Genomic DNA, 26393 nt, shown 5'->3' on the forward strand with positions numbered 1-26393 from the left:
CTTTATACTTCATTTAGATAAAGTTTAATGGAGGACAGATGTTTCACGTATATCGTCAACGATCGTACTTAAGTTTGGTCGGCCAACCGAGTAATACCTAAAGGGTGAACTCGCGATTTCCTCTGAACCATATACATTTCGACCATCAATCATGATAGATTGCTTCATGACAGACGCAAGTTCTACAAGTTCAATGACTGCGAACTCTGACCATTCTGTTAATAAGCAGATAGCGTCACAATCCTTAGCCGCTTCTAAAGCGCTCTTCGACCATTCGATCTCTGGTGCATCAAATATATTTCTAAAGTTATCAACAGCGATCGGATCATAGGCTTGAACATATGCACCCTTCTTGATTAGAGTACTGATAATATCAATCGCGGGTGCATCTCGAACATCATCTGTATTAGGCTTAAAAGCTAATCCCCAAACCCCTATTCTCTGACCATTCAATGTCCCAAGTGCATCCTCTAGCTTATGGATGACATTAAATCGTTGATCCTTATTCACTTCAACAACTGACTTTAGTAGTTTAAACTCATAATCTACATTCCCAGCGATTTGAATAAGTGCTTCTGTGTCTTTTGGGAAACAGGAGCCCCCATAACCAATTCCAGCTTGGAGAAAAGAAGGTCCGATACGCTTGTCATATCCCATACCTTCCGCCACCTTCGTTACATCAGCTCCAACCTTTTCACATATGTTTGCAATCTCATTAATAAATGAGATTTTAGTAGCCAGGAATGCATTGGAAGCATATTTGATCATTTCGCTTGAGCGAATATCCGTGATCACGATATGATCCGTTAAAGATTTATGAAGATTCACCAAAGTTTCTATCACCTTCGGATTATCAACTCCGATGACAACACGATCAGGGAATAATGTATCCTTGATCGCCGTGCCTTCTCGAAGAAATTCTGGTATAGACACGATATCGAATGGATGATCTGTTAATTCACTAATCCATTCCTTTACCTTATAGTTCGTTCCGACAGGAACCGTACTCTTTGTCACCACTATTTTATATTCATCCATCACAGATCCAATCTCTTTAGCAACCTGCTCAATATAGCTCAGATTAGCTTCTCCATTCGGCAATGAGGGAGTTCCAACAGCAATGATGATCATTTCTGAATTCCTTACAGCTTCCCCAATATCAGTTGTAAATGATAGTTTACCCGCTGCGACATTATGTTGCGCTAATTCTTGAAGACCAGGTTCGTAGATAGGAATTTCTCCATTCCGTAGTAACTCCACTTTACTGGAATCATTATCTACACATACCACATGATTCCCAATTTCCGAAAAGCAAACACCTGATACTAATCCAACATATCCTGTACCTATCACTGCTATTCTCATAAACTCACTCCTCTATTATTTCTTATGTATCTATAATGCAATCCTTAGAATGCATCTTTGGCTCTTAATAACATTCTTACCGTTCTGAGAATAATTCGAAGATCATACCAAATACTTCTCCGCTCTATATATTGAATGTCCAGTTCCACCATTTCTTCAAATCCAACACTATTTCTACCACTTACTTGCCAAAGACCTGTACAACCGGGTGTTACACGAAGCCTTTGTTTGTCATATGAGGTATAGTTCTCAACCTCTCTAACTAAAGGTGGTCTAGGACCTACCATGCTCATATCTCCACGAAGAACATTCCATAGTTGAGGTAATTCATCTATACTTGTTCTGCGAATGACTTTTCCGATTTTTGTAATACGAGGATCGTTCTTCATCTTAAACATGGCTCCACTGACTTCATTTTGATCGAGTAACTCATCAAGTAAGTCTTCTGCATTTGAGACCATCGAGCGGAATTTGAACATATGAAATCTTCTCTCATTTTTACCTACACGAATTTGATGAAAGAAAACAGGCCCTTTGGGATCTTCTATTTTAATAAGTAACGCTATAAATACAAATAAAGGGGACATAAAGAGGAGACCCACTAGAGCACCCATTATATCCATCATTCTCTTCATGAATATATATGATTTATCAGAATGGGAACGTTTAGGTACTACATGTGGGTAAGATAAGTGTTTCTCAAGGAGCAACTCAACTTCATTCCTTTGAGATGTTGGAATCATTTATATCCGCCCCCTACCCATCAACGATTGTTGTGTTGTTTGTTTCTCCATTAATTCTTCGAGAGCAGCTAACATTGGGAGTCTTAATTCACTATTCTGAAGGGCGAAATCCAAGGTTGTTAAAATAAACCCTAGCTTCTCCCCTACATCGTAACGGATACCTTCGAAATCATAAGCGTATACTCCTTGATGTTCATTCAGTAATTGGATGGCATCAGTCAACTGAATTTCTCCACCAGCACCAATTCTTTGTTCATCTAAATATTGAAATATTTCCGGTGATAATACATACCTACCCATAATCGCAAGATTAGAAGGGGCCGACCCTTGTGCTGGTTTTTCAACAAATCGATGAACTGAATTTAATCTACCTTGTGGGTTCAGAGGGTCTATAATGCCATAACGATGAGTATGCTGAGGTAAAACGGTCTGTACACCTACAATAGAGCGTCCCATGATCTCGTATTGCTCAATTAACTGCCTTGTGCAAGGTACTTCTGATACAACAATATCATCACCAAGTAGTACAGCAAACGGTTCATCTCCGATAAAGTTTCTAGCACACCATACCGCATGACCTAGCCCTTTAGCTTCTTTCTGTCTAATATAATGAATATCTACATTTGAAGATTTACGAACTTCTTCTAGTAATTCTAGCTTTCCTTGCCCAATGAGTGTTTGTTCTAGTTCGAATGCATTATCGAAGTGATCTTCGATCGCCCTCTTCCCCTTGCCGGTTACAATAATAATGTCCTCAATACCAGAAGCGATTGCCTCTTCAACGATGTATTGAATCGTAGGTTTATCAACGATGGGTAGCATTTCCTTCGGCATCGCCTTAGTGGCAGGTAAGAACCGGGTACCTAAACCAGCTGCTGGAATAATTGCTTTTCTTACTTTTCTCATCATTTTTCACCCTATCCTTCTATCTTTTTTTAAAAGCTCAGCGCCATAACAACGAGCTACGTTTTACCTTTTCATCTTCTTTAGTAACTATTGGCAGATTCTCTACTACAAGTTGTGCATTCAATTTCAAATCATTCACAAGTGCATTCCCGAATATTTTACCGATGGTAGCGTAAGATTCCTTCAATGCAAAGTTCCTTCGTATGACATGATGGGCATCAGATGAAATGAAATGTAAATAATTCTTCTTACATAAATGGAAACACCACTTCTGAACTTTTCTTCCGAAAAGTCCTGTAATTGAGTGAGCAGTAATTTGAAATAGAACACCTTGCTTGATTAATTGATCAACCAATCTGGGGGAATGCACGATTTCGGCATTTCGTTCAGGATGGGCAATAATCGGTGTGATATGATTTATCTTCAATTCGTGGAGTACATCGTTGAAATAGACTGGTACGCGCTTGAAGGGAAGTTCTAGTAACATATACCTACTATTCGCAAGTGTGCAAAGTTTACCTTGATACAATTCATGAATAATTAAAGGATGAACGTGAACTTCTTGCCCATACTTTATCTGTAGCGATATCTGACGCTGTGATAGTTCCAAATTTAACTGATCGACGGCTTTTTTAACGACTTCTGAAGGTGTAGTATACCTTCCATTCAGATGATGTGGAGTAGCAATAATAGTTGATATTCCAGATGACACTGCCATTTCTGAAAGTTCAATCGACTGTTGCAGTGTTGGGGGTCCATCATCAACGCCAGGTAGGATATGGCAGTGGATATCAATCATTTATCATCATCCTCAATATTATGATCACCTAAGTTCATTAAGATTTGTATTAATATTAATGAATATCTAGAACTAATGACACTTTGTAATGATTTATAGTAGAATAAATGAAAGTGTATTCACTATAGTCATTTACGAAATTAAAAAAATACATTAATATATTTATGCTTATGGATTGTTTGTTTATGTTTAGAGGTTAAGAAATAATCTAAATGGATCAACATTTTTTTCAAAAGAGACTTATTATACAATTGGTTTTCTTTAGCGTTATGAAAATCAACCCGATATTGAAATCTATGCTCATATATTCCTTTGGCTATAAGATTGCCTGTAAGGATAACCTTAGAAGTATTGTTTTCAATTTCAAATCCATATACTACATAGGAGAACATGGGCAGATCTAGATCACTTAAGAAGCCAATGGTATTATCGCCTAATTCCATTAAGAATATGGGACGACGCTTGCTGTTCACCTTTACGCCTCTAACCTCTCTAATATAGAGATGTGCGTTTAAAGTGAGATTAGCCCAATCATGAATGTTGGGTTTCATAGTTTCATTCCTTTTCAAAAAAAGTGGTTAATGTTTAGAAATAAACTATGCGGGTAATATATTACTGATACATTTAGTATCTACACACCTACTCGATGATACTTTAAGTATCTACTTTACTTAATTTACGATACAGAACGTATCATGTCAAGACTTAAATTTTATATCACTCACTTACTTAATAAATTACTAGTAGAATTCATAGACATAGGATTTTAACAGGAGGCTAATTCATGAATCATGAGAATCGTATTGCTCAATTAAGAGAGGCTCAAGGCTGGACACAGGAAGAGCTCTCGCGATCCATCGGTATAACAAGAGCTTCTCTCTCTCATTACGAGAAGAATCGAAGAAAGCCAGATTTTGAGATACTAACTAAACTCGCTGACGCATTCAATGTATCCATCGATTACCTTATCGGTAGAACAAATCAGTCAGACTTATCTATGGATGAAGGTGTTCGTGACTTTGTAGACAATCTAGAACTATCAGATAACAAACTGTTGGATAAATTCAATCTAACGATTGATGGACGTAGTCTTTCGGAGGATGAAGCTAAACGGTTTATTGCTTTTGTTCGTATGGAACGAACGCTGAAGTAGACTCCTGCATATAAATAGAAACGCCTTGGCCCAAAAACTTTTGAGGCAAAGGCGTTTCTATGTTAACAGTTCATGTGACCTGATGAAACATACTTACTTTTGTTCTACTCTTATGTATTCTTTCCACTTATCGGTTTGAATGCTGCATTGTTCCATAATTTTAATAATATCCAAATCCACTTTCTCCGGTATCCCTAGATTTAACCGGGCCTCATTTCGCACTTCTTTGTTTCCTTTCATCTAAGATACCTCTTTCTACTCAATTCTATTTAATATCACAGACCACAGTTTTCTTACTACCTAACTTAATAATTCATATTATATAATACTTATTTTTCAATTGTTGTCGTCTTGTGGGTTAATTCCCTTCGTTTAGGGTTCTTATTTTGTCGAATAAAAAAAACTTACTTACAAGGTTCCCCATTAGGTCCTTATAAGTAAGAAGAGTGTAATCAATCCTATTTTAGTTGCCACCTATACGAGTAAGCTCACGCATATTTGCTTCAAAAGCTGCTAGAAGTGCTTCATCACCTGTTAGTCCCTTGGCATGCACTTTCTCAATCATCTGTGTCATCTTTTTGTAATCCTTCGGAATCACTCTTACAAATTTACTCAAACACTCCGTCCAATGATCTAGTACCCATTGTCCAATAGTACTATCCGTACTAGAGACATGTTTCATAATCATGCCACGTAAATCCGCTGCTTCCTTGGTATCTTCAACTCGTTCGAGAAGCACCATTTCTAAGTTACAACGTTCAATAAAGGTAACCTCTGGGTCGTATACATAAGCGATACCGCCAGACATCCCTGCACCGAAGTTACGTCCCGTACCACCTAGAACGACTACACGCCCTCCCGTCATATATTCACAGCCGTGATCGCCAACCCCTTCAACAACGACTTTAACTCCAGAGTTACGAACAGCAAAGCGTTCACCAGCAATACCACGAATATAAGCTTCACCACTTGTTGCGCCATAGAATGCCGTGTTGCCGATGATGATATTCTCTTCCGCTTTAAATGTAGACTTCGGTGATGGCTTCACAATGAGTTTCCCCCCAGAAAGACCTTTACCTACATAGTCATTCGAGTCTCCCACAACCGTTAAGCTCAATCCCTTAGGAACGAATGCACCAAAGCTTTGTCCTGCAGTTCCCTCAAATGTAAACTGAATAGTATCATCAGGCAGACCAGCAGCTCCGTACTTACGTGTTATCTCACTTCCTAAGATTGTACCTACTGCACGGTTGACGTTGGTGATTGGAAGAACAGCTTCCACTACTGTACCATTCTCTAGTGAAGGTGCTGCTAGTTTTAACAACTGTTGCATATCTAGTGTTTCATCTAAACCATGATTCTGAGTCTTACTATTATAGCTTGTGCTATCTTCTGGTAGTTGCGGAGAATGAAGAAGAACCGAAAGGTCTATTCCTTCCTTCTTCCAATGACCCGTAGCCTTAATCGCATCTAAGCAATCTGTACGACCAACCATCTCTTGAATGGTACGGAAACCTAACTCAGCCATAATTTCACGTAAATCCTCAGCAATAAATGTCATAAAGTTAACTACATGATCTGGATCACCCATGAAATTCTTACGTAGTTCTGGATTCTGAGTTGCCACACCTACAGGACAGGTATCCATGTGACATACTCGCATCATAATACAACCGAGGGCCACCAAAGGAGCCGTTGCAAATCCATATTCTTCTGCTCCCAATAATGCAGCAACAGCTAAATCACGTCCACTCAACATCTTACCATCTGTTTCAAGTACTACACGATCACGTAGATTGTTCAGTATAAGTGTCTGATGGGTCTCTGCTAGCCCTAGTTCCCAAGGAAGTCCCGCATGGCGGATGGAGCCTTGAGGTGATGCTCCTGTACCCCCGTCATATCCACTAACAAGGATAATATCAGCACGACCCTTAGCTACACCTGCAGCAATCGTACCTACTCCAACTTCTGATACGAGCTTCACATTAATACTTGCACGTGGATTTGCATTCTTAAGGTCATATATCAACTCTGCTAAATCTTCAATCGAATAAATATCATGATGTGGTGGTGGAGAGATTAGACCTACACCTGGTGTAGATCCACGAACTTCCGCTACCCAAGGATACACTTTACGACCTGGAAGTTGACCCCCTTCACCTGGCTTCGCTCCTTGAGCCATCTTGATCTGAATCTCATCAGCATTTACAAGATAATTGGACGTTACACCGAAACGTCCAGATGCAACCTGTTTGATAGCACTCCGTCTAGAATCGCCATTAGCATCCGGAATATAACGAGCAGGATCTTCTCCACCCTCGCCGGTATTGCTCTTTCCTCCGATACGATTCATAGCAATAGCCATGCTCTCATGCGCTTCCTTACTTATCGAACCAAATGACATCGCACCTGTCTTAAATCTTCTCATAATAGATTGCACTGATTCTACTTCTTCCAAAGGAATAGCCTTGCCTACTGGCTTCAACTCTAACAGTGAACGAATCGTCAGACGTTGTTCATTCTCGCCTTGTACTAAACGTGCATATTTTTTATAGAGTGCATAATCATTCGTGCGAACGGATTGTTGTAGCAAATGTATCGTCTGTGGGTTGAAGAGATGTTCTTCCCCATCCTTACGCCATTGATAATCACCACCAGAATCTAATTCTTTATCATTCCCGTCCTTATCCGTGAATGCTCGATTATGATGAACCAATGTTTCCTTTGCTACTTCTTCCAGACCAATACCCTCGATCCGTGATGGTGTGCGGGTAAAGTATCGATCCACAAATTCCGTATTTAGCCCTACAGCTTCAAATATTTGAGCACCACGATAAGATTGAATCGTCGATATCCCCATTTTCGATAGCACTTTGACGACGCTCTTCGTAGCCGCTTTGATGTAATTATTTACAGCTTTCTCATGCGTGATTCCCCGTAACATACCTTGATTAATCATATCGTCTAAACTTTCGAAGGCAAGATATGGATTGACTGCACTAACTCCATAGCCTAGAAGAAGAGCATAATGATGTACTTCACGAGGTTCACCAGATTCAAGTAGGATACTTACCTTGGTACGTGTCCCCTGATTGATGAGATGATGATGGAGACAAGATACAGCAAGTAGCGCAGGAATAGCTACATTATCCTTATCCACACCTCGGTCGGATAAGATTAGAATATTATGTCCTTTAGCGATTACGCGATCTGCTGCTTCACAAAGGATATTTAAAGCTTCACGCATACCCTCCGCTCCATCCGAAGCAGGAAAGAGTATCGGTATCGTCATTGACTTGAATCCAGGGCGGTGCACATGGCGGATTTTGGCAAAATCCTCATTAGAAAGAACAGGTGAGTCCAATCGAATCTGACGGCAACTTTCCGGTTCTGGTTGTAGCAAATTACGTTCTGGACCAATCGTTGTAGCGGTTGAGGTAACGATTTCTTCACGAATAGCATCGATCGGTGGATTCGTGACTTGTGCAAACATTTGTTTGAAATAATTATATAGACGCTGCGGCCGTTCAGAGAAAACAGCTAATGGTGCATCATAACCCATGGAAGCAATGTTCTCCGCTCCAGTAGATGCCATTGGCTCCAAGACCTTCCGTAACTCTTCATAGGTATATCCAAAAGATTGTTGCAATTGTTGGACATTATCATGTTTCGGATTTGGAAGCTCAGGTGCGTCCGGTAATTCATCCAGATTAACTAGTTGCTCATCCAACCATTTACGATATGGTTTCTCAGCAGCGATACCAGCTTTGACTTCCTCATCGGAGATGATTCTACCTTCCTTCGTATCGACCAACAACATCCGTCCTGGACGAAGGCGATCTTTATAAAGAATATCTTCCGCTGGTATATCTAATACCCCTGCTTCAGAAGATAGAACAATCAGATCATTCTTCGTAACATAATAACGAGCTGGACGTAGTCCATTCCGATCAAGCATGGCTCCAATCTGAATTCCATCGGAGAATCCCATTGCAGCTGGGCCATCCCAGGGTTCCATAAGTGTACTGTGGTACTCATAGAAGGCTTTTCGCGTGTCATCCATGGTATCGTGATTATTCCAAGGCTCTGGAACCATCATCATGGCAACATGAGGTAATGAGCGTCCACTCAAATACAAGAACTCAAACGTATTATCAAACATTGCCGTATCTGAACCGTCAGGATTGATAATAGGTTTCACCTTCTCCAAATCATCACCGAACACATCACTTTCAAATAGCGACTGACGTGCATGCATCCAATTCACATTTCCACGTAGTGTGTTAATCTCTCCATTGTGAATCATATAGCGATAGGGGTGGGCACGCTCCCAGCTTGGGAAAGTATTCGTACTGAAACGTGAATGGATTAATGCAATCGCAGATTCAACGGATTCATCTTGTAAGTCCACATAGAATTGACCTACCTGAATCGTCGTAAGCATACCCTTATACACGATTTTCCGGCAGGATAGACTGGAGAGATAGAAGCTTTCCCCGTCCTTATCACCACTATAACGTGTTGCTAATTCCATACGTCGTCCAATCACATACAGTTTTCGTTCAAAAGCCATCTCATCCTGTAATGCACTATTCCGACCAATAAACACTTGGCGTACAAAAGGTTTAGCAGCCTTAGCGGATTGGCCCAAAGTATCATCAACGGTAGGAACATCACGGAAGCCCAGACAAACCTGGCCTTCTTCTTCAATAATATCCTTCAGCGCATTCTCATGAGCTTCTCGAATTTTCTGATCTTGGGAGAGAAACATCATCCCGACACCATATTGACCTAGCTCTGGAAGCACAAATCCTAACTGGGTTGCTTCTTTTACAAAAAAACGGTGAGGAATCTGCAGCATAATTCCAGCTCCATCGCCAGAATTAGGTTCACTTCCCTGCCCACCTCTATGCTCCATATTGACTAGCATAGTCAATCCTTGACTCACAATTTCGTGAGAGACCTTACCTTTAATATTAGCTACAAATCCCATTCCACAAGCATCTTTCTCATGCTGTGGATCATAAAGTCCCTGTTTAGGAGGGAGCACTGTATGTCTCATCGTCAGCAACCTCTCTGTATGAAATCATGATTCATGATGAATCAAATCCGTTACCATTAAATTGAAAATATTCCCTTTAAAAGATATTTCCATTTTGGTTTTATTATTTTATCACCATACAAATTGCTGAACAATCTAATTGTTTTTATGATTCCGATAAAAAAAATATTTTATAAAAAATAAAGACACCTCAGAATCGAAGTGTCTTATGCAATCATTTCCATTATTATGATGTTAAGAATTCATCTTCTTGTATACTGGCGTTATGTCTTTTCATTATGAAATACAAGAATGTCGCAATCAGGAATGCCGCTCCAAATATACACATGATACCGATGTGGGACCACATCATTCCATAATCACCTGTTGAGATAACTGCTTTATAACCTTGAACACTATATGTCATTGGGAACAATGGATTTAGTACTTTCAACCAACCTGGAAGAAGTTCGACCGGGAATGTACCAGCGCTTGTTGTAAGCTGTAAAATCAGAATGATAATAATTACAAATCGTCCTGGTTGATCCATCCATGTCACGAATGTCTGAACTAAGAACATAAATGTTAGACTTGTTATAATACTGAACAAGTAGAACATGGGTACATTTTGTACTTCAAGTCCCAGAGCGTACAGCACTAATGTTGCCGCTAACAGCGCTTGAAGTAAACCAATACTACTAAATGTTAACGTCCTACTTACAAATCGATTTAATCCAGATGCATTGGAAACACTAGACCCTTTAATAGGGATGACAATCGTTGTAATAAGTGCACCAACGAATAGACCAAGTGATAGAAAATATGGTGTAAAGCCCGTACCGTAGTTAGGTACCTCGTTCATTTTTTCTTCTGCAACAACCACTGGGTCGGCGAACATATTATATGTTTCCTCAGTCCCCTTCACTTCACCAGTCTGATCTGCTGCTTCATTTAGCTTGGTTCCCAATTCTTCTGAACCATCCTTTAGCTGAACAAGCCCATCTTTTAATTCACCAGCACCATCACTTAGCTGCTTCGATCCATCAGCAATGGTAATTACACCGCCATCTAATTGGCTCATACCTCCAACAAGCTGATCAGATCCAGTAGCAATCTTTTCTGCACCTCCAGCTAATTGTTGACTACCCGAGACGGCATCTCCCATCTTAGATCCAAACAATTGTAAGCCTTCAGCTAATTGCAATTGCCCTGCTTCTAATTGATTAGCACCCTCTACAAGTTTCTGCTGTCCTTGATACAGTTCAGTACTACCTTGGAGTAATTGCTGCGCACCTACATTCAATGCACTCGCACCTGTATGAAGTTGTGTTACACCTGTATGAAGTTCAGTTGCTCCCAGTACCAACTGTGTTTGTCCTTCGTTTAATTGAGTAGCACCTTGTGCTAATTGTTCTTGTCCTTGATGAAGTTTGTTACTACCTTCTGCTACAGCTTGACTCGCAGCTAACAATTTCTGTATTTCCGTATTCTGAGCAAGTTCGGGACTCGATTCTACTAATGTCTTCAGCCCTTGGGCTACACTAGACGCTCCTGTCGCCACTTGTTGACTACCGCTAACGGCATCTAGTAATCCCGCTGCAAGTTCAGCACTTCCATCTGCAGAAGTTTCAAGTCCACTCTGCAATTGAGCCGTTCCCCCAACCGTGGATTGAAGACCCACTTCCAGTTGCGAAGTACCGTCCACGGAAGATTGTAAGCCAGCCATGATCTTGGCACTACCTTCTGCTGATGAAGTAAGACCTGTTTGCAATTGTGTCGTACCATGTTGAGCCTGTACTGTACCATCTTCTAGCTGTTTCTCAGCAGCTAACAATTCGGCAAGTCCATCAGCAAGAGTTGAAGATCCGTTCTTGAGTTGTGTCGCACCTTCTCCAAGATCATTGACACCTTGGGACAGTGGCTGAATTCCATCTTGTAACTTCAATGCACCATTGGCTAATTTAGATAAGTTCTCTTTCAATAATAGTGCTCCGTCATCTAATTTAACAGCACCTTCTGTTATTTCATTAGCTCCAGTTCCAGCATCACTAAACCCTGTAGATACTGTTTCAATCTGATCAAATAATGTCTCTGTGTACACTTCAGTGACTTTCGCAGAGACTTTTGCTCTAATTTGTTCTACCGCCGTACTACCAATCTGTGATGCTAGGAAATTATAACCTTCGTTTGGTTGAAAAATAATCTCAGCAGGCTTTGGTTGCTCATTCAACAATGTTGTAGCTTTAGCAGAAAAGTCCTCTGGAATCAGGATCGTCATATAATATTTATTATTATTCATACCCTCTTTCGCTGCTTCCAAGCTGACGAATTCCCATTTGAAGCCATCGGTATTTTTCAATTCCTCAATTAACTCATCACCTACGTGTAGCGACTTACTTTCATAGGATGCCCCTAAATCTGTATTCACTACAGCAACGGGTAGATCATCCATTTTGCCATAGGGATCCCAAAAAGCACCTAAAAACATACCGCTATACATCACGGGGATAAATAGAATTGCGATCATAGATATTAGAAGTGTTCGATTTTTAACAGCAGCACCTATATCTTTTGAAAAAACAGATATTGATTTCATTATCAGTTTCTCTCCTCTTGGTTACAAATACATTGTGACTTAATTCCTCATCCGGTCAAGTGTGGGTAAATAAAAACTTCTCTTTTATATCGCGATGCTTACTTCTTTTTATAAAGCACCACTTTCAAAGGAAGTCCTTTTTAGCTAAATATTTGGTTATTTTTCCTCTAGCCCATCAGACAGGAACAAACGAAAATACTGCTTTATTTCTTCCTTACTTAATGGCGCACGATACTTACTAATTTCCGTGGATAGTGTAATATACAATTTCTTTAGTACCACGGACACAATTTGAGGATCACAAGGTTTAATCTCCTTATTCTCCAAAGCGATGTTCAATTCATGTTCTATATATTCCAGAACAACATTCTCTACTTTATCAAGTGCTTCTAATACTTGTGGCGTTCCGAAATCGTGGAATTCATGCGATAGCTTAATTAATAATTCATGTTCTCCACGAAACTCTAACAAACTATCCAATACTCTGTACAAATTATCAAAAAAAGACTTATCACGACTAATCTCCCGATCTGCAATATTCTTCATTTCGATAATAACACCATGCAAAATCTCATCAAATAGTTCTTCCTTATTAGCAAAAAAGGTATAGATCGTACCCTTACCAACATTCGCCATCTTAGCAACCTGATCCATCGTTGTTGCCTTGTACCCGAAATTTGCAAAAGATTGTGCTGCAGCAGTAAGCACTTGCTTACGACGATCCATTACAGCCATATCATCCCTCCTTCTAAATATAATATCCTATCAGAAACTGACTGATATTCTCATATGGTCAATAAGTCATTCATTACTTTATCATGTTTTTCATTTAAAATCCATATGTATTTTAAATTTCAACTATTCAAACTAAATATTATTATTATTCTTAACAAACCATTACATATCCCCACCTAAAGCCTAGGAAGAAGAATGGACTATAGTCTATTCATTATTCAGTGCATCTAACTTACAATATATACATAATTATCAATATCGGTGATCCGTTGAGAACATTAACGAATAAGAAGAGATGGTGAATAAATGAGAACATACAGAGTACTTCTATTATCCGAAGGATTCGGAACAGGGCATACCCAAGCGGCTCGCTCCTTGGCAGATGGAATGAGAAAACTTCAACCTCATTTGCAATGCAGAGTAATTGAGCTTGGTAACTTTCTAAATCCAACGATCGGACCTTTGATATTATCTACATACCGTAAGACAGTTAGTACTTCACCAAGTCTTGTAGGCTTACTCTATAGAAACAGATATAACAAATCATTAAATAGTGTCACGAAGCTTGCTCTTCACCGTATTTTCTACACACACGCTGCTCAAGTGATCTCACGGCTACAACCTGACATTATTATATGCACTCATCCAATACCCAATAGTGTCATCTCAAGATTAAGACAACAGGGAATGGAAATTCCTCTCATCACCCTGATTACAGATTACGATGTACATGGAACATGGATTAGTCCAGAAGTAAGTCACTATTTGGCATCCTCACCCAGAGTGAAAAACCTACTTATTGAACGTGGTGTACAGTCTTCTAATATCCAAACAACAGGTATCCCCGTTCATCCTAAATTCTGGGTGAGGGGGAATAAAGATCAACTTCGACAAGAATTGAAACTACAAAATATGCCTACTGTATTAATCATGGGCGGAGGGTGGGGCTTGACATTGAAACCCGACCTACTTCGTCAGCTAGCATCATGGGCAGACCGTATCCAGCTTATTTTCTGTTTGGGAAGCAATATTAAACTTTTAGACAAAATGAAAGAGAATCCAATATTTAATCATCCTCATATCAAGATTCTGGGATACACTCGTCAAATTGACAAGTTAATGGATGTATCTGATCTATTGATCACAAAACCTGGCGGAATGACGTGTACAGAGGGACTAGCCAAAGGGATACCTATGTTATTCTTTCAAGCCATCCCAGGACAAGAAGAGCAGAATAGTGAATTTTTCGTTCATCGAGGGTTTGCTGAAACGATGCACACTCCCTATGTAGTTCATCAATGGTTCCAACTTCTAACCCACCACTATGATCAAGTTGAATCACAAAGACAACAGGTTACACATCATGAGCCCTACCTTCAACCACATCACTGTGCACAAACCGTCATAGATATCGTTAATGGTCAATTACATAGTCAATCTACTACTAGAATGGCCGTCAATCCATAATACTTCTATACTCACTGTGGAACTCTACTTATAGAATGAATGGTTCCCAATCGTTCTACTAAAAGTACGCGTATGATGGACTGTCAAATCATCAGCTAACTGTAACGATAAGAAATAATATGTATCGTCACTAACTTCTTTGCGCCCATTTAACGCTTCATTCACAGCATGAATCGCATCCTCGTTTGGCACAACACGATCAAATCGACCATTTGCCACAGGACTGAATTGGTATTTCTGATGGATCACCTTATCAATTGTATTGGGAAAATTAGCTGACCGCAGCCTATTTAAGACAACATTCGTAACTGCTATCTTACCTTCGTACGGTTCGCCTTCTGCCTCTGCCATCACGATTTTGCGAAGCATAAGCAGTTCTTTATCAGTAACAGCGTATTGCCAAGTCGATTGTTCTTGCTCGTTCTGACTTAACATCTGCGTCCGAGTAAAGAATATTACATTTGGGGGGATGAGCTGAGTATTAACCATATTTACTTCATGCATATCTTCGGATTTTTCCGTAACTTCTGTAACTGCTTTAATTTCTGTGACTTCATCCGTCTTTACAGATTTATTCATCAAAGTACTATCTACTTCTAGATCCTTCGTGTCAGTGAGCAAAGACTTCTTATCTTTACTAATCGAAGAGTAGAAGGTTTCCTTATCTTCAAATGAAACCGCTAACATCGGCTTAAACATATACTCTTCTGTATCCTTGATCGTAAACTGCCTATACGTTTTCCCCTCATCCTTATCTTGTTTAACCTGCATCATAAAACTTATCGCAGAGAAACACACTAGAATAACACCAATCAACAGTGCAATCCAGCGGTTTTGTCTAATCATATTCATATTTACCTCTTACCTCCTAAAATTCCGGCACTCCCCTACTATGTAACCGAAAACATAGGTTTTAATAACCATTCTAGCAATTTTCGAAACATGCTTGTTACTATTGGGAAACGATCTACTCTATTATTCATAGACGCTCACGTCTAAAACACTCGTAGATAAAATACTAATTTACTCAAATGTGGGGCCGGTATTCACGTACTACCTTTGTGATTATAACTGTTTCAATTACATTCCTCAAGTCTCCCAAGTCAAAAATAAGAGCAAACGTTCCTATCGTTTACCCTTATTCTTAATAAATCTAGTAGAAACGTTTCTATTAAAAAGTGAGTAATATCAAGGCTTTGAGTCATCTTTCATTCAGCCTATTATTTGTGACAAAAGCGTGAAAGGATGCAGTGAAAATATTTTTTTGCCCTAATAAAATAGGCTCCAAATTCTGATAAATCTCTCTTAACAGCGATAATTAGCAACTTAAATAAATTCTTTTTGCAATTGTGTAGTGTAGAGTTGATAGTATTTTGTTCCCTGTTGCATAAGTTCTGCATGACTGCCGCTTTCCTCAATGCTGCCGTTCACCATCACTAGTATTCGATCTGCATGCGTAATCGTTGACAACCGATGTGCAATAACCAACGTGGTACGCCCTGTCATCAACCTAGATAATGCATCCTGCACAAGCCGTTCACTTTCATTATCTAGTGCAGCAGTAGCTTCATCAAGTAATAATACGGGGGCGTCCCTTAATATAGCACGGGCAATGGAGATTCGCTGTTTCTGCCCACCAGATAAGCGAATTCCCTGCTCACCAATCTCAGTATCCATGCCATCTTCCATCTGCATAATGAAGTCATATGCATTGGCGCTCCTAGCGGCGGCTATAATCTCATCTTCCGAAGCATCCACATTTCCATCAGCAATATTATCCCGAATCGTACCTGTGAAGAGATGATTCTCTTGAGGCACATAGGCAAAGTATCCTCTCAATTGCTGTAAGGACATATCTGTAAGTTTCCTACCATCAATTGACAACTCACCCAGTGTAATGGGATAGAACCCCAGTAACAGTCTGAATAATGTAGATTTCCCTCCCCCACTAGGTCCCACAATCGCGATAACCTCACCGGCGTCTGCCTGAAGATTTACAGAATTAAGAATAGGATTACCCTGACTTGAATATTCAAAGGTAACGTCACTCATATTTAAACTACGGAATGCCTTATTGGCCTTTCCTTCTTGAGGTAGCGTGTCAACTTCAGTTGGTGCATCCAGTAAAGAAAATATACGGTCAGCACTCCCTAACGACTTTTGAAAAGAAGCCCATTCTCCAGGAAGCTGCATAAAAGGACCAACTAAATAATTCATCAATTGTATGAAAGCAAGCATTGCCCCAATCTCTAAAGATCCTTCAGCAACCCAGAATGCTGCAACTAGAATAGCAATCAAAAAAGTGAGATTACCAAAAACAGTTGAGATTGACGACGCTGCCCCTTGGATCTTACCTCCACTAGTTTCCAATGTTACCAGTGTAGAATTTTGTCCACTAAATTTATTTAGTAGTTTACGCTCTAAACCAAATGTTTTTACAACTGAAGTTCCTCCAAGAACATCCTGCAAAAAAGCCGATAGACGACCTAACGTTTCCTGAAGTTGACCAGAATTGTTTCGCATCCATTTACCGAATACGCTCCCGAGCAAAACAGTCATAGGGCCGATAGCTAGACAGATTAAAGCTAACTGCCAATGGATCAACATCAAATATATAAATGAAGCTATAATAAGGATTGGATTCTTAATTAGCGACATAAGGGTATGACCACATCCATCACCAACTGCTTGATTATCCATTGTTATACGAGATAATAGCTCACCGGAATGATTATCATCCCGATATGCGACACTCACCTTAAGTAATTGTTCCATCGTATCGACTCGCATATCCTTTCGAATATTAACAGAAACTTTGGTTTTCCAGTAATGATCCAAATAAGAATTCAATCCTAATAAGATTAGTACAGTGATCCCCATAATGATGAAGAATGGCCATTTCTCCACTTCTCCAGTCGATGCGGCATTGGCGACATTCGACAGGAACCATGCCATCCATAGATCTAAAGTGACCCCAATTAACATTGTGATTATCAACCCTACATATAATAACCTTTGTCTTTTCATATAAAAGAAAAGCCTTTTGAGCGTTTTACCTTGACTCATGTTCGAACCTCCTCTTCTTAGGAATGATCGCGCAAAGTCTGCAAATAACTCTTGATGTCTGGTCGCGCTTTAATTATTCCAAATACTTTAACACTCGTAAATGTTTCTTGTACTAACTCAAGAGGGACATCCTCGGCGATGATCAGCGTACCAATCAACCTGATATCTACTTCCCTATTCCCCTGTTTCAACCCTTCTAACTCATCTATATTAAATTTAACTACTCCAAACACGGTATACTTATCTGTTGTCATTTGTTTTATTTCTGCAGAATGAACTGTTAGTTGTTGCCGGATCGACTGGCGAATAAAATCAGTGCGATTAGAATAAAATCCTTGATCCACTAATAAATCAATCTGACCTAAATCCACCGCTCCTAGGTTAATCGTTACTTTTTCTGACTCCGAAATATGAATCACCTCCATTTCATTTAATTACCATCTATATACCATCTACATACCATCCATATAGATGGTATTATAATCACTTTCACATAATATGTCTATATATACTTTTTTGTAACTTGAAGATAATGTTCTGACTTCTGCTAATAACATTAAAAAGCAGATCAAGGATTAACCACCTTAACCTGCTTTTTGACCATTCACTCTTTTATGTTAGACAATATGATAACTATATTTAGGATGTTCATATCCATTAATCTAGATCATAAATTGATCCAACCTTAAGTCCATACAATTCATTGTATATTTTCTCGGCAAAAGCATCTGTCATACCTGCGATATAATCAATCACCATATGTTCCCATGTCCACATCGGTTTATCCTTTAATTGATCTCGTTCTAAGCGTTGCAACCAATCGGATGGAATGATTGATTTGGATGTTTCAGGATCCACAAAAGCATCCCAGAGACGATGAATGATCCATTCACTTCTTTTTTGCAACCGCTGTACCCGTAAATCCTTAATCATGGTTACCCAAGCAAAGCTTTTAAGTACACTCACTGTACGCAACATATCCTCATTCTCGACATTCTCTTTCACGAAAGTGACTTTTTTCCAATTCCCATCCGTGATCACACCTAGATTACTCACGAATAGACTCACCCAATACGCTTTCACTTCACGTCTTGTGCGTGAGAAGTCATTCTCACATATCGGCATCTTATCTTTCCATACATGCAAAAAAGAAGATAACACTTCTTCAACCTTCGGTTGGATTTGTTCCTTGGTCCATCCTTCCCAAATCCCATCTTCAAGCGTCGTAACTTTCTCTACGATCAGCCGAATTATATACGGATCAAATAGGAAATGCTCATGAACTTCTATTTTACCCGCCTTAATTCCGTCCTCTAAATCATGTGATGAATAGGCAATGTCATCGCATAAATCCATAAGCTGAGCCTCTAACGTCTTTTTGCTATCAGGAATTCCCCAGTCCTTGCGGATCCCTGAGATATACTCCCATTCATGTTGATACAGTCCCTTTTTGAGCACAGCACCTGGGTAAGGGTATTTATTAATACCTAGTAATACCGCATCAGATAAATTTAGACCGTCTATATTCTCTCTTTTCTCTAGGAACATAATTAATCGGAAATTATGCGCATTTCCCTCGAAATGTTCATATTTGTTTTTTAGACCGCTACGTACTTTTATTAAATGCTCTGGTGAGGCATGTTTCCCTCTCGTTGCCTCTTTCACTTTCTTATCGATGAATCGTTCGAGAATCCCATCCAGTATCTCTTCGCCTTTATGTCCGAATGGTGGATGTCCAAAGTCATGTGCAATCGAGGCACATTCAACCACTTCTGGATCAATCACTAAGCCTGGATTATCTGCAAGTTCTAGCATCACCTCGGGATAAGAGCGAACTAAACTTTTCGCAGCTTCCCGGGCAATTTGTGCCACTTCAAGCGAATGAGTCAATCGTGTCCGATAATAATCACCGGTTCCTGCACCGAATACTTGGGATTTACCTTGTAGTCTACGAAATGTCGGAGAGTGTATGAGTCTTGAATAATCTCGTTCAAAAGTAGCTCGTGAAGCATCTAGTTTCGTCTGCTCGGGATGTTGTCGATGTTCTCTTTTCTCATTAATTGTCATAGTTGGTCTCTCCTTACTCCATCATCCATGTGAGTTTATATCTCATTATTATGCTCTTGAATCAAATTCATAATCGCCTATGCAGCTTAAATATGAACAATATATAGTTACATCTAGATAGGTTTGCGTAATTATGAAATTGATTATATTATATGCGATTTTTTACATGATGTATAAGAATAGACCACACGAAAAATCGATCTGGACGAATTTTGTATCAATTAATCATAGAAAAAGGCGAAGCTAGTTCAGCTACGCCTTTTCTATGATTCAATTTTATAGCGTTAATGTTGGTCTACCTAGTGCCGTTCTTTCTTCTTTTTACGTGATAATGAAATTCCACCAAAGCCACTAATTATAGCTATGTAGAACCCAAGATCGTACCACCAACCACTATTGTATATTTCGTAGATGCGAATATCTTCCTTGAAGAATCCTACAATTAATGAGATCGGTGCAATCCAGCCATGCCATACTCCCCAGAAGAATCCTGCTGGATACTCAACGGTGTTCTTCCCATCACCCGGAACACATCCCGTTAAAGATACCATCAAAAGTAAAGCCAGACCTAAAAGTAATAATGACTTCTTTCTCCTCATCAAGGTCACCTCCCTCTAATCTTTATTCATCTACTCTCACTATATGCCGATTGATATCCTATGTAAATATACAAGAAATAGAGTACCAAGTGAAACTTACACTTTCTTATATATGAAAAAAAAAGCGAATTCCCCCTCTAAGGAAACCCGCTTTCATTAAATGAATTTTACAATATCTGTTCTTCAATATGCGTCTCTGCAAACTTCGGAGGATTGAACCAGTTCCCACTTTGTGCCCATGTCGGATCCAGTGGGACCCACTCATCGGTATTGGTTAAATACACTTCATTCCATGCGTGAGGTCCATAACCACCTTGACCGTTATAACCAAGGCCAGTAACTACTTTTACTTCGATATCTACAGATCGAGCCATCACTGCATACAACCTTGCATAGTCGATACACACACCAAGCTTCGTATCAAAGGTATCCTGCGGTGTCTGTTCATGCCATATTCCTTTTTGTTCATAGTCATCTACTTTATTATAATCATAGGATACTCGCGAACCCACCCAATCATATAATAGCCGTGCTTTCTCTTCTTCGCTCTCAGCCTTTTCCGTAATCTGAATCGCTGCTTGTGCGATATCTTCTGAGATGACACTATCAATAACCTCATATCTTCGTTGCAGAATACCATTCAATTCTTGTTCCACAGCTTTCGTGAAGACCGGAAGTTTCTCTTTAACCAAATCTCCCGATAAAGGAACTATAATCATTTGAGCGCCATCCTGATAGACAGGCGAAGCCTCAACATGACGACTAAAGGCACTTGCTGGATATAAGGTAACATAAATGAAAAGAATAGCAACGACGACAATACAACGTGTAGCCCCCATTAATCCGCCAAACCCCATACCCGTTAAGCGACTAAGCATGCTAGAAGATTTCCCTTCACCACTGGAGAATAAAGATATCTTCCAAGATGGGAGTAAGAAGATCAACACACTGAATAACAGTCTAATAATAGAATAATTGACAATAAAAAGAACTGCAAACCGCATTAATGGAAAATCTGCCATTGAAGTTATCACTGTATAGTAGACTTGCGACCATTTGCTCAAGTTTTCGTTAGATAATGTTGCACTATAATCTGCCAACCATCCTTGTACCAGGGGTGACATCCATATCGTAAAGGGGATCGAAATTACTAGTCCAAGAAGTGTAAGCACAACGCTACGAAGTAATGATAACAATCTACCTACTGAATTCGAAGCCCCTCTACGCCAACCTTGGAATAACGATACTACAAGAATACATACTAAGATCATCGTAACCATGTTAAAATCTTGAAAACTTTGAAACCATGTGTAGAACACGTATTAATCTCCCCTTTATTGAAATCCAGGGATGGACAATCTACTTAGATGTGGTTGATTCATTACTTTGGGCGATCTCAATAAATGTAATGATCGAATCATTAACCTTCCATTCACCAACAGGTATTCCCTTGAAAGTCACTTCTACCGTTTCTGTACCTATCTCTCCAACCAAGCTCACATTAGGTGTAGATACGGTGTACGTACCATCTGTGTTTTTGATGTACTTTGCATCCTTTGCTTCCTTTAACATCACATTTATCGCTTCACTCTTGATGGTATCCACCGTCTCATCTTTTACCGTAGTAACAACTTCTCCGATCTTTTCAAGCGAGACGCCACTATAAATAAGTAATCCTGCCACAATAACAATCGCAAGCACCCATTTCACCATCGTCTTGACTAGATTGAGAACGATAAAGAGCACCACGAGAGCGATGACAATTACCAACCAATTTTGCTGTAAAAAATCAGTCCATACCTCTACGTTCATTAATTCATAGCACTCCCATCTACTAAACTTAATGACCATTCTTGTAAAACTAGAAAGACCATTCATTTATTATACATTATTCCCAGATACTCTGTCAGCCTAACCCTTCTAGGACAAAAAAAGGATGATGCAGTTCTGTTTCAATCTTTATCTGCGTACAAGTAGTATAGATAAGATGAATGGAGTGATGATGTGAAAACGGCTTTCTGGCTTTACTTATTTCTCTTTTTAGCTTTCTTCGACCTACATGCTCAGTACCCCATTCTTACCCCTTTTGCCATATCACTTGGTGCGGCTCCAGTCTTCATCGGTTGGATGGTAGGTATTTATGCACTGACCCACCTACCAGGGAACATTATTGCAGGCAAGGTGATTGATCGTCATGGAAGCCGTCGCTATATCATCTTTAGTCTATTATCTGCTGGGGCTATTCTCCTTCTGCAAGCACATGTTCAATTCCCATGGCAGCTACTCCTACTACGTGCATTAAGTGGATTTGTATTAGCCTTTCTTTCTCCAGCTTGCCTTGCATTACTAGCATCCTTATCTCAAGATCCTGTCACTCAAGGGAAATACATGTCAGGTCACGGAGTTATTCATACATTAGCTTCTGTTGTTTCCCCTGCGGCTGGCGCTTTTATTGTTGCCAAAGCAGGTTACTCCTTGACGTTCCAGAGTCTTGGTTGGTTACTTATTGCAACAGGTATTATGGCTATTTTCAGTGTGCCTTCAACATTTAAAACATCAAAAGATTCTACTGCAAGGTCCGGAAATTCTATCCCATTCGGTTCTTTCGCACATCCGCGGTTAGAATCTGTCTCTTTACGTTACTATATACTCCCATTTAGCGTCTCATGTGCACAAGGAATCCTCTTTTTTGAACTACCTCTAAGAAATACAGATATATCGGGAATTATGTCAACAGGTCTTCTTTTCTCTGTCATCAGCGTTGGAGCACTTCTGACTCTTTCTCTGCTCTTTCTAAATCGCTACTCACCTAATATACGAGTCGTAATAGGGATCCTGTTAATGGCTTGTTGTTTCTTTAGTCTAGCTGCGTTTCCACAAATTCCAATAGCTGTCTCTCTTTTTGTATTAGGTTCATCAAAAGGGATCATTTTCCCAGCTATGGCTTCACTATTCATTAAGCTAAGTGGTGGAACTCGTTTAGGAAGAGTATTTGCCTTTCAATCCATCGCTATGTCTCTAGGTTCATTCATAGGACCTGTTACTTCCGGACAATTTCGAGACCATGTTTCACCCTATTTCATAGCTTTTATTATTTTAATGGTTGGATTATTAATCATCCCGGTCTCTCGTCAGAATGCAACATCTTTGTATTCACCTAATACTCATACTAATCCCGATGCTGTATAGGCTTTGACCCGAAAAGGAAGACACTAGGCCAATACACAATCCATTAGCCCTCACTCACATAGGATACCATGTGGTAAATAACCACCTGAAAGTGAGGTGTAAGCAAATGGGTTATCCTAATCAACCATGTTGTCCTAATTCTCATCCTAATCCAGCACCACAAGTGATGCCAGCCGTTTCTTGTGGCGTTGGAATGTCAACAGGTATTGTTTTAGTTCTCTTTATTCTATTAGTAATTATTTTACGTACATTCCCTGGCTTCTATTAATAATAAATTTAAAACGATATGAAGGTCCACTAATGATCATGGATGGTGGACCTATTCACGTTCAAAATCCCTTTGCATGAATCTGGCAAATAAAGATACACTAGAATTACCCTTGGATACAAAATAACATTTCCCGGGGAATTCTGAGGAATATCTCCTCAAATATTGAGGTGAATAGATCATGTCGATCTACATTGTTGTCGAAGGAAAGAATGATCGAATCAAGTTACGGCGTCTATTGTCATCAGAAATCACCATTCTGTGCACCTTTGGCACATTGAACGCTGTGAAGTTGGAATGCTTACGTGATCGAATTCACGATGACGAGGTCTTTTTATTTATGGACAATGACAGTTCAGGCAAAAAAATACGTGGTGTATTACGAGACGCATTTCCAGACGCCCAACATCTATACACACGTCGTGGATATGCAGGAGTTGAAGGTACACCGGATGAATATCTAATCGCCCAATTAGAAAAAGCTGCTTTAGATGAATTTATAATTTATTAGGATACGCCATAGTGGTCACCTTCGTAAGTAGCCCGATCAGTGTATTTAAACAAAAAAACTTCTTACCTCCCTATATTCTGGGGCAAGAAGTGAGTGCAAAACCAAGCAATTTTATTAATCTTTGGCAAGATCCTTAATATCATTAACTAACATTTCTACGGTTACATCATCTGTATCATTAGCGTTATAAAGATTGCGTACTTGATTATCACGATCCACGAGAGCAATTAGATTAGCATGAGAATAGTTGCCTTCTTTATCCCCAATAATCATAATTTTAAAGGATTTCTCAGCTAAATCCCAGATACTTTGCTTATCCCCGCGTAAGAAATACCATCCATCATAATCCACCTTGAATTTATCACCGAATTCCCTGATCTTCTCAACACTATCAACTTCAGGATCAAATGAGATGGAGACAAACTCAACATCTTCCTTAAATATGCCTTCTTCCTGTAGCTTATCCTGCACTTGAGATAACATAAATGTCGTCACAGGACATACATCTGGACAACTGGTGAAAAAGAAGTAGAATAATCGAACTTTCCCCTTCGTGTCATCCAGAGTGACCGTCGTTTTATCTACATTTTCCAATGAAAAATCCTGAACAGTACTAATGACCGGCCACTTTTCCTTACCTAGATCTAGTGATGATACCAATAAATAGCCTGCTAATATGATAATGATCCCAATTAAAGCCCAAGTCCACTTATATCGTTTGAATGTTTGCATCCGTAGCTCCTCTCCATCCTTGCAATTAGGTCATTGTGATGTTGAACCTCTCACCCTATTCCTAGAATGTTGTATTAATAATCATTGCAATTAGACTTAATGTTAAATAATTGATTGAGAATAGGAATACTTTCTTAGCCCACACTTCATCATCCTTCGCGCGAAACCCTTTTAGAGCGAGATATAACCACATCACGGATAAGGCCAATGAAATCACCATGTAATAAATACCCGCGTATCCATATGTGTACATTAAGATAGGAACCATAATGAGCACAATAAGGTAAGGAATCATCTGGAATTTAGTTCGTCTGATTCCCTTGACTACAGGTAGTAATGGATAGCCTGCAGCACGATATTCTTCTACACGTCTTATACCCAATGCCCAGAAATGTGGAGGTTGCCATAAGAACAACATTGCAAATAATAACCAAGCAGCCATATCTACAGTTCCTGTGACCGCAACATAACCAATTACAGGAGGCATCGCACCCGATATTCCACCAACAGATGTACTCCAAGTTGAAGAACGTTTAAGCCATAACGTATAGATCACTACATAAACAAAGGCACCCAAGACCCCAAAGATACCTGCAAGAACGCCCGAAAATATAAACAATATACCTATTCCCAACACGCCTAGGGTAATCGCATACCATAATACTACACGTGGCTTCAATCGACCTGTAGGTAGCGAGCGTTCACGCGTCCGTTCCATCTTCAAGTCTAGTTCCCTGTCAAAGTAGTTATTAAACACACATGAGGATGCCATCACAAGGGCAGTACCCAGTAACGTCATAATCATCTTGCCATATTGAAAATCCCAGTGAGAGGCTAACCAGAATCCTGCAAACGCAGCTATTAAATTTGAACGAATAATCCCCGGTTTGGTTATATTAATAAAGTCTCTCCATGTTCCTGATTCACTTGGTGGCGTCTGACTAACAGAAATCGCTGCTGAATCAGAAGGAGCTTGGTAACTCATGTGACTATCCACGTGATAAGTTCCTCCTCTGTTCCGTCTATTACTTGAATTAAATATCATTCGCTATAAAGTTTATCATATTAAAAGTAAAAAGTATCACATTATACACCTGGTTTGAATTGATCATTTTGACGATTTGATGAATCTTTTTTTACAAGTAGCCAAGCAATT

The 26393-nt window shown here is 39.5% G+C and carries 23 protein-coding genes; 5 read left to right on the top strand and 18 right to left on the bottom strand.

What is annotated here, in order from left to right:
• Window positions 1–24 precede the first annotated feature (24 nt).
• The 5 genes from LPB68_RS08805 to LPB68_RS08825 form a co-directional block, all read right to left on the bottom strand.
• Complete coding sequence (locus LPB68_RS08805; protein ID WP_068661379.1) at window positions 25–1365, bottom strand: UDP-glucose dehydrogenase family protein; 1341 nt, start codon at window positions 1363–1365, stop codon at window positions 25–27.
• A gap of 44 nt (window positions 1366–1409) precedes the next feature.
• Window positions 1410–2108 carry a sugar transferase gene (locus LPB68_RS08810; RefSeq protein ID WP_068661380.1) on the bottom strand — a complete coding sequence of 233 codons (699 nt, stop codon included), beginning with the start codon at window positions 2106–2108 and terminating at the stop codon, window positions 1410–1412.
• Window positions 2109–3014, bottom strand: coding sequence for a UTP--glucose-1-phosphate uridylyltransferase GalU (galU, locus tag LPB68_RS08815; RefSeq protein WP_068661474.1), 906 nt, complete (start codon window positions 3012–3014; stop codon window positions 2109–2111).
• A gap of 37 nt (window positions 3015–3051) precedes the next feature.
• Window positions 3052–3813 carry a tyrosine-protein phosphatase gene (locus tag LPB68_RS08820; protein WP_068661381.1) on the bottom strand — a complete coding sequence of 254 codons (762 nt, stop codon included), beginning with the start codon at window positions 3811–3813 and terminating at the stop codon, window positions 3052–3054.
• 140 nt (window positions 3814–3953) lie between these two features.
• Window positions 3954–4364 (bottom strand): hypothetical protein, encoded by a 411-nt coding sequence (locus tag LPB68_RS08825; RefSeq protein ID WP_068661382.1) that lies wholly within the window; start codon window positions 4362–4364, stop codon window positions 3954–3956.
• Between the two features lie 233 nt (window positions 4365–4597).
• Between LPB68_RS08825 and LPB68_RS08830 the strand changes: the two genes are divergently transcribed.
• Window positions 4598–4966, top strand: a complete 369-nt coding sequence (locus LPB68_RS08830; RefSeq protein WP_068661383.1) for a helix-turn-helix domain-containing protein — start codon at window positions 4598–4600, stop codon at window positions 4964–4966.
• A 93-nt stretch (window positions 4967–5059) separates the two neighbouring features.
• Here the strand turns inward: LPB68_RS08830 and LPB68_RS22750 are convergent, their stop codons facing one another.
• The 4 genes from LPB68_RS22750 to LPB68_RS08845 form a co-directional block, all read right to left on the bottom strand.
• A complete protein-coding gene (locus tag LPB68_RS22750; RefSeq protein WP_157756250.1) occupies window positions 5060–5206 on the bottom strand; it encodes a hypothetical protein in 147 nt (48 codons plus the stop codon).
• Between the two features lie 223 nt (window positions 5207–5429).
• Entirely contained in the window at window positions 5430–10028 is a 4599-nt protein-coding gene (gene gltB, locus LPB68_RS08835) for a glutamate synthase large subunit (RefSeq protein WP_068661384.1), read from the bottom strand.
• Window positions 10029–10254: 226 nt separating this feature from the next.
• A complete protein-coding gene (locus LPB68_RS08840) occupies window positions 10255–12603 on the bottom strand; it encodes a YhgE/Pip domain-containing protein (protein WP_068661385.1) in 2349 nt (782 codons plus the stop codon).
• 156 nt (window positions 12604–12759) lie between these two features.
• Complete coding sequence (locus LPB68_RS08845) at window positions 12760–13338, bottom strand: TetR/AcrR family transcriptional regulator (protein ID WP_068661386.1); 579 nt, start codon at window positions 13336–13338, stop codon at window positions 12760–12762.
• A 306-nt stretch (window positions 13339–13644) separates the two neighbouring features.
• On the opposite strand from LPB68_RS08845, the gene LPB68_RS08850 reads away from it, so the two are divergent.
• Entirely contained in the window at window positions 13645–14805 is a 1161-nt protein-coding gene (locus tag LPB68_RS08850) for an MGDG synthase family glycosyltransferase (RefSeq protein ID WP_068661387.1), read from the top strand.
• 24 nt (window positions 14806–14829) lie between these two features.
• Here the strand turns inward: LPB68_RS08850 and LPB68_RS08855 are convergent, their stop codons facing one another.
• The 7 genes from LPB68_RS08855 to LPB68_RS08885 form a co-directional block, all read right to left on the bottom strand.
• Window positions 14830–15657 (bottom strand): cell wall hydrolase, encoded by an 828-nt coding sequence (locus LPB68_RS08855; RefSeq protein WP_068661388.1) that lies wholly within the window; start codon window positions 15655–15657, stop codon window positions 14830–14832.
• Window positions 15658–16131: 474 nt separating this feature from the next.
• Window positions 16132–17871 carry an ABC transporter ATP-binding protein gene (locus LPB68_RS08860; RefSeq protein ID WP_068661389.1) on the bottom strand — a complete coding sequence of 580 codons (1740 nt, stop codon included), beginning with the start codon at window positions 17869–17871 and terminating at the stop codon, window positions 16132–16134.
• 17 nt (window positions 17872–17888) lie between these two features.
• Window positions 17889–18296, bottom strand: a complete 408-nt coding sequence (locus LPB68_RS08865) for a hypothetical protein (RefSeq protein WP_068661390.1) — start codon at window positions 18294–18296, stop codon at window positions 17889–17891.
• A gap of 232 nt (window positions 18297–18528) precedes the next feature.
• Window positions 18529–19938 (bottom strand): deoxyguanosinetriphosphate triphosphohydrolase family protein, encoded by a 1410-nt coding sequence (locus LPB68_RS08870; protein ID WP_068661391.1) that lies wholly within the window; start codon window positions 19936–19938, stop codon window positions 18529–18531.
• 299 nt (window positions 19939–20237) lie between these two features.
• Window positions 20238–20537, bottom strand: a complete 300-nt coding sequence (locus LPB68_RS08875; protein WP_068661392.1) for a hypothetical protein — start codon at window positions 20535–20537, stop codon at window positions 20238–20240.
• 167 nt (window positions 20538–20704) lie between these two features.
• Window positions 20705–21817: a transglutaminase domain-containing protein gene (locus LPB68_RS08880; protein WP_068661475.1), complete on the bottom strand. Its 1113-nt coding sequence runs from the start codon at window positions 21815–21817 to the stop codon at window positions 20705–20707.
• A gap of 79 nt (window positions 21818–21896) precedes the next feature.
• A complete protein-coding gene (locus tag LPB68_RS08885; RefSeq protein WP_068661393.1) occupies window positions 21897–22349 on the bottom strand; it encodes a hypothetical protein in 453 nt (150 codons plus the stop codon).
• Between the two features lie 192 nt (window positions 22350–22541).
• Between LPB68_RS08885 and LPB68_RS08890 the strand changes: the two genes are divergently transcribed.
• From LPB68_RS08890 to LPB68_RS08895, 3 genes are all read left to right on the top strand, one after another.
• Window positions 22542–23726, top strand: a complete 1185-nt coding sequence (locus LPB68_RS08890; RefSeq protein ID WP_068661394.1) for an MFS transporter — start codon at window positions 22542–22544, stop codon at window positions 23724–23726.
• Window positions 23727–23832: 106 nt separating this feature from the next.
• Window positions 23833–23994: a hypothetical protein gene (locus LPB68_RS23385; protein ID WP_157756251.1), complete on the top strand. Its 162-nt coding sequence runs from the start codon at window positions 23833–23835 to the stop codon at window positions 23992–23994.
• 181 nt (window positions 23995–24175) lie between these two features.
• Entirely contained in the window at window positions 24176–24505 is a 330-nt protein-coding gene (locus LPB68_RS08895; RefSeq protein ID WP_068661395.1) for a toprim domain-containing protein, read from the top strand.
• Window positions 24506–24619: 114 nt separating this feature from the next.
• Here LPB68_RS08895 and LPB68_RS08900 read toward each other — a convergent pair whose 3' ends face one another.
• Both LPB68_RS08900 and cyoE read right to left on the bottom strand, forming a co-directional pair.
• On the bottom strand, window positions 24620–25237 hold the full coding sequence (locus LPB68_RS08900; protein ID WP_068661396.1) for an SCO family protein: 618 nt from the start codon (window positions 25235–25237) through the stop codon (window positions 24620–24622).
• Between the two features lie 61 nt (window positions 25238–25298).
• The gene (gene cyoE / locus LPB68_RS08905) at window positions 25299–26222 is read right to left on the bottom strand and encodes a heme o synthase (RefSeq protein ID WP_418303832.1); all 924 of its coding nucleotides are present in this window, start codon (window positions 26220–26222) and stop codon (window positions 25299–25301) included.
• Between the last annotated feature and the right edge of the window lie 171 nt (window positions 26223–26393).

This window comes from Paenibacillus crassostreae (assembly GCF_001857945.1).
Lineage (GTDB): Bacteria > Bacillota > Bacilli > Paenibacillales > Paenibacillaceae > Paenibacillus_AQ > Paenibacillus_AQ crassostreae.